General features: G+C 72.7%; 5 protein-coding genes. 1 reads left to right on the top strand and 4 read right to left on the bottom strand.

The window, feature by feature from the left end; translation table 11 throughout:
- A partial coding sequence (locus tag AC51EU_RS27975; protein ID WP_496269878.1) for an aminodeoxychorismate/anthranilate synthase component II occupies positions 1 to 635 on the top strand: 635 nt, incomplete at its 5' end.
- Here AC51EU_RS27975 and AC51EU_RS27970 read toward each other — a convergent pair.
- From AC51EU_RS27970 to AC51EU_RS27955, 4 genes are all read right to left on the bottom strand, one after another.
- A complete protein-coding gene (locus tag AC51EU_RS27970) occupies positions 601 to 1,617 on the bottom strand; it encodes a 2-hydroxyacid dehydrogenase (protein WP_496269877.1) in 1,017 nt (338 codons plus the stop codon). The two genes, AC51EU_RS27975 and AC51EU_RS27970, sit on opposite strands and share 35 nt — an antisense overlap.
- A 138-nt stretch (positions 1,618 to 1,755) precedes the next feature.
- Positions 1,756 to 2,784 (bottom strand): 6-phosphofructokinase, encoded by a 1,029-nt coding sequence (locus tag AC51EU_RS27965; protein WP_496269876.1) that lies wholly within the window; start codon positions 2,782 to 2,784, stop codon positions 1,756 to 1,758.
- Positions 2,785 to 3,001: 217 nt separating this feature from the next.
- Positions 3,002 to 3,679 (bottom strand): response regulator, encoded by a 678-nt coding sequence (locus AC51EU_RS27960; protein ID WP_496269875.1) that lies wholly within the window; start codon positions 3,677 to 3,679, stop codon positions 3,002 to 3,004.
- Positions 3,676 to 4,006: ATP-binding protein (locus AC51EU_RS27955; RefSeq protein ID WP_496269874.1), on the bottom strand; the 331-nt coding region annotated here is incomplete at its 5' end. The genes AC51EU_RS27955 and AC51EU_RS27960, both read right to left, overlap by 4 nt.

Here is a 4,006-nt window from a genome sequence, read left to right as displayed (position 1 = left end):
ACTCCGCGGCACACGGCCACGCGCTGGTGGTCGACGCCGAGGACACCTTCACCGCGATGCTGGCGCATCTGCTGCGCACCTCGGGTCTGGAGGTGACGGTGCGGCGGTACGACGAGCCGGGGCTGCGGGAGGCGGTACGGGCGCACGACGGCCCGGTGGTGCTGGGCCCCGGGCCGGGCGACCCCCGTGACGCGGCCGATCCCAAGATGCGGCTGCTGCGTTCCCTGGCCGCCGAGCTGATCGCCGGGCGTCCGCTCGGGTCCGAGGGGGCGCACGGGGGACGCGCGGGGCGGACGGTGATCGGGGTGTGCCTGGGGCACGAGCTGATCGCGGCGGAGCTGGGTCTGGAGATCGTCCGCAAGACGGTGCCGTTCCAGGGCGCGCAGGAGCGGATCGACTTCTTCGGTCGGCCGGAGACGGTCGGCTTCTACAACACCTTCACCGCCCGCTGCGACGACGCGACCGCGGAGGAACTGGCCCTGCACCGGATCGGGTTGAGCCGGGACGCGGCGACCGGCGAGGTGCACGCGCTGCGCGGTCCCGGGTTCGCGGGGGTGCAGTTCCACCCGGAGTCGGTGCTGACGCTGGACGGCACCGGGATCATCGCGCGGTTGCTGGCCGGCGTCCTGGTGTGACGAGGGTGTTCTCCCCGGTGCGGCCGGCCAGGTAGTCCTCGGTGTTGGCGACGGTGGCGTCGACGATCTGGCCGACCGCGTCCTCGGTGAAGTACGCCTGGTGGGAGGTGACCACGACATTGCCGAAGGTCATCAGGCGGGCGAAGGTGTCGTCCTGGACGATCTCCAGGGACCGGTCGAAGAAGAACAGCCCGGTCTCCTCCTCGTAGACGTCCAGGCCGACGCCGGAGAGCCGGCCGGCCTTGAGGGTCTCGACGAGGGCGGCGGTGTCGACGAGTCCGCCGCGGCTGGAGTTGACCAGGATCGCGTCGTCCTTCATCGCGGCCAGTGCCTCGGCATCGACGAGATGGCGGGTCTCGGGCACCAGCGGGACGTGCAGGCTGATCAGGTCGGACTCGGCGAACAGCCGGGCCCGGTCGGCGTAGCGCATGCCGAGCGCGGTGCAGGCGGGGTTCTCGGCGATGTCCCAGCCGAGCAGGTTCATGCCGAAGCCGTGGGCGATCCGGGTGAACGCCTCGCCGATCTTGCCGGTGCCGATCACGCCCGCGGTGCGTCCGCGCAGGTCGCGGCCCATGAGGCCGTCCAGCCGGAAGTCGAAGGAGCGGGTGCGCTGGGCGGCGCGGACCAGCCGGCGGTTGACGGCCAGGGCGAGCGCCCAGGCGAATTCGGCGACCGCGTACGGGGAGTAGTGGGAGACCCGGCTGATCGTCATGCCGAGGTCGGCGGCGGCCTGGAGGTCGATGTTGTTGTAGCCGGTGGACCGCTGGGCGATCATCTTGGTGCCGCCGGCCGCGAGGGACTGGAGCACCTCGGCGTCCAGGTCGCAGTTGACGCTGGCGCAGACGATCTCGTAACCGGCGGCGATGGGGGCGGTGTCGCGGTCGAGGAAGACGTCCAGGCAGCGGATCTGGTGCCGTCCGGCGAAGGCCCTCTCCAGCAGCGGTCGCTCATCGGTCTGCACCCCGAATGCCACGATTTCCACGCTTGCTCCCGTCATGAGTGCCAAGTCCGGCAAGCGGCCTTGGTCCACCTATGGGCTCAGGCCGAATATACGGCCGCCGACGCGACGGTGCCGTCCGGACGGCGGACGCGGTCACGGACGGCACCGGGGGCGCGGGGCTCAGCCGAAGAAGACGCCCGCCTCCGCGTAGAGCGCCGGGTCGACGGTCTTCAGCCGCGCGGTCGCCTCGGCCAGCGGCACCCGGACGATGTCGGTGCCGCGCAGCGCGACCATCTTGCCGGTGTCGCCGTCGCGCACCGCGTCGATGGCGTGCAGCCCGAACCGGGTGGCCAGCCAGCGGTCGAAGGCGCTGGGCGTACCGCCGCGCTGGGTGTGGCCGAGGACCGTCGTCCGCGCCTCCTTCCCGGTCCGCCGCTCGATCTCCTTGGCCAGCCACTCCCCCACCCCGGACAGCCGTACGTGCCCGAAGGAGTCGGTGGACCCGTCCTTGAGCACCATCTCGCCGTCCTTGGGCATCGCGCCCTCGGCGACGACCACGATGGGGGCGTAGCGGACCCGGAAGCGGGACTCGATCCAGGCGCAGACCTGCCCGACGTCGAAGCGCTGCTCGGGGATGAGGATGACGTTGGCGCCGCCGGCCAGGCCCGCGTGCAGCGCGATCCACCCGGCGTGCCGGCCCATCACCTCGACGACCAGGACCCGCATGTGTGACTCGGCGGTGGTGTGCAGCCGGTCGATGGCCTCGGTGGCGACGCCGACGGCGGTGTCGAAGCCGAAGGTGTAGTCGGTGGCCGAGAGGTCGTTGTCGATGGTCTTGGGGACACCGACGCAGGGGATGGCGTACTCGTCGTGGAGCCGGGCGGCGACGCCGAGGGTGTCCTCGCCGCCGATGGCGATGAGCGCGCCGACCTCCTCCTTGGCGAGGGTCTCCTTGATGCGCCGTACGCCGTTCGCGGCGGAGAAGGGGTTGGTCCGCGAGGAGCCCAGGATCGTGCCGCCGCGGGGCAGGATGCCGCGGACGGCGGGGATGCCCAGCGGGACGGTGACGCCCTCCAGCGGTCCGCGCCAGCCGTCCCGGAAGCCGACGAAGTCGTACCCGTACTCCTGGGTGCCCTTGCGTACGGCGGCCCTGATCACCGCGTTCAGACCGGGGCAGTCACCGCCGCCGGTCAGCACTCCGACCCGCATCGCTCTCACCTATGTCCCGTCAGGGGCCGCGCGCGGCTCGGCGCGCGGCCACGGATGAACCGACGCGGCCACGCTAAGGGTGACGTGGGTCACTCCGGGACGGGTCGACCGCCAACTCACCCGGGAGGCCGGTGACTTGGGACCAGATGTTCACCCGTACGAGCGTCCGGGCGGTCCAGGGCCCGCCACCGGACCCCCACCCGCCTCACGACGGGCCCTACGCCTCGTCCAGCCCGCGCTCTATCGCGTAGCGGACCAGCTCGACGCGGTTGTGCAGCTGGAGCTTGCCGAGGGTGTTCTGGACGTGGTTCTGCACCGTGCGGTGCGAGATGACCAGCCGCTCGGCGATCTGCTTGTACGACAGTCCCTTGGCGACCAGCCGCAGGACCTCGGTCTCCCGCTCCGTCAGCCGCGGGGCGTCCGGTCCGCCGGGGGCCGCGGGGGCCGGTTCGCCGGCCAGCCTGCGGTACTCGCCCAGCACCAGACCGGCCAGGCCCGGGGTGAACACCGCGTCGCCCTCGGCCGTCCGGCGCACCGCGTCCACCAGTTCCCCGGTGCTCGCCGACTTCACCAGATAGCCGGTGGCGCCGGACTTCACCGCCTCCAGCACATCGGCGTGCTCCCCGCTCGCGGAGAGCACCAGCACCCGCAACGCGCTCTCGCCGCCGACCAGTTCCTTGCACACCTCGACACCGGGCAGCCCCGGCAGATTGAGGTCCAGCACCAGGACGTCGGGCGCCGCGGCCCGTGCCCTGCGCACCGCCTGCGGCCCGTCCCCGGCCGTCGCCACCACCTCGAACCCGGCCGCCGCCAGGTCCCGGGCGACCGCGTCGCGCCACATCGGGTGGTCGTCGACCACCATCACCTTCACGGCCTGCCGCGTGTCCGCGCTCATCGTTCCCCCCGCTCTCCGCCCCGGGGGCGTACCCCCTTGGGGACCGTCAACTCCACTTCCGTGCCCTGGCCCGGGACCGAGACCCACGCGGCGCTGCCGCCCAGGTCCCGCAGGCGGCCGCGGATCGACAGGGCGGCACCGAGGCGGCCCTCGCGCTCGGCGTCGGCGAGCCGCCCCTCGGGGATGCCGGGGCCGTCGTCACGCACCGTCACCAGCACCGCGTCCGGTTCGTCCTCCACCAGGATCCACGCGCGGGCTCCCGCCCCCGCGTGCACCCGCACATTGTCCAACGCGGCACCGACAGCGGCCGCCAGCTCCGCCGCGGCC

The organism is Candidatus Streptomyces philanthi, assembly GCF_059553635.1.
Note: the sequence above shows the minus strand (reverse complement) of the source record. Positions and strands in the feature narration are given on the sequence as shown.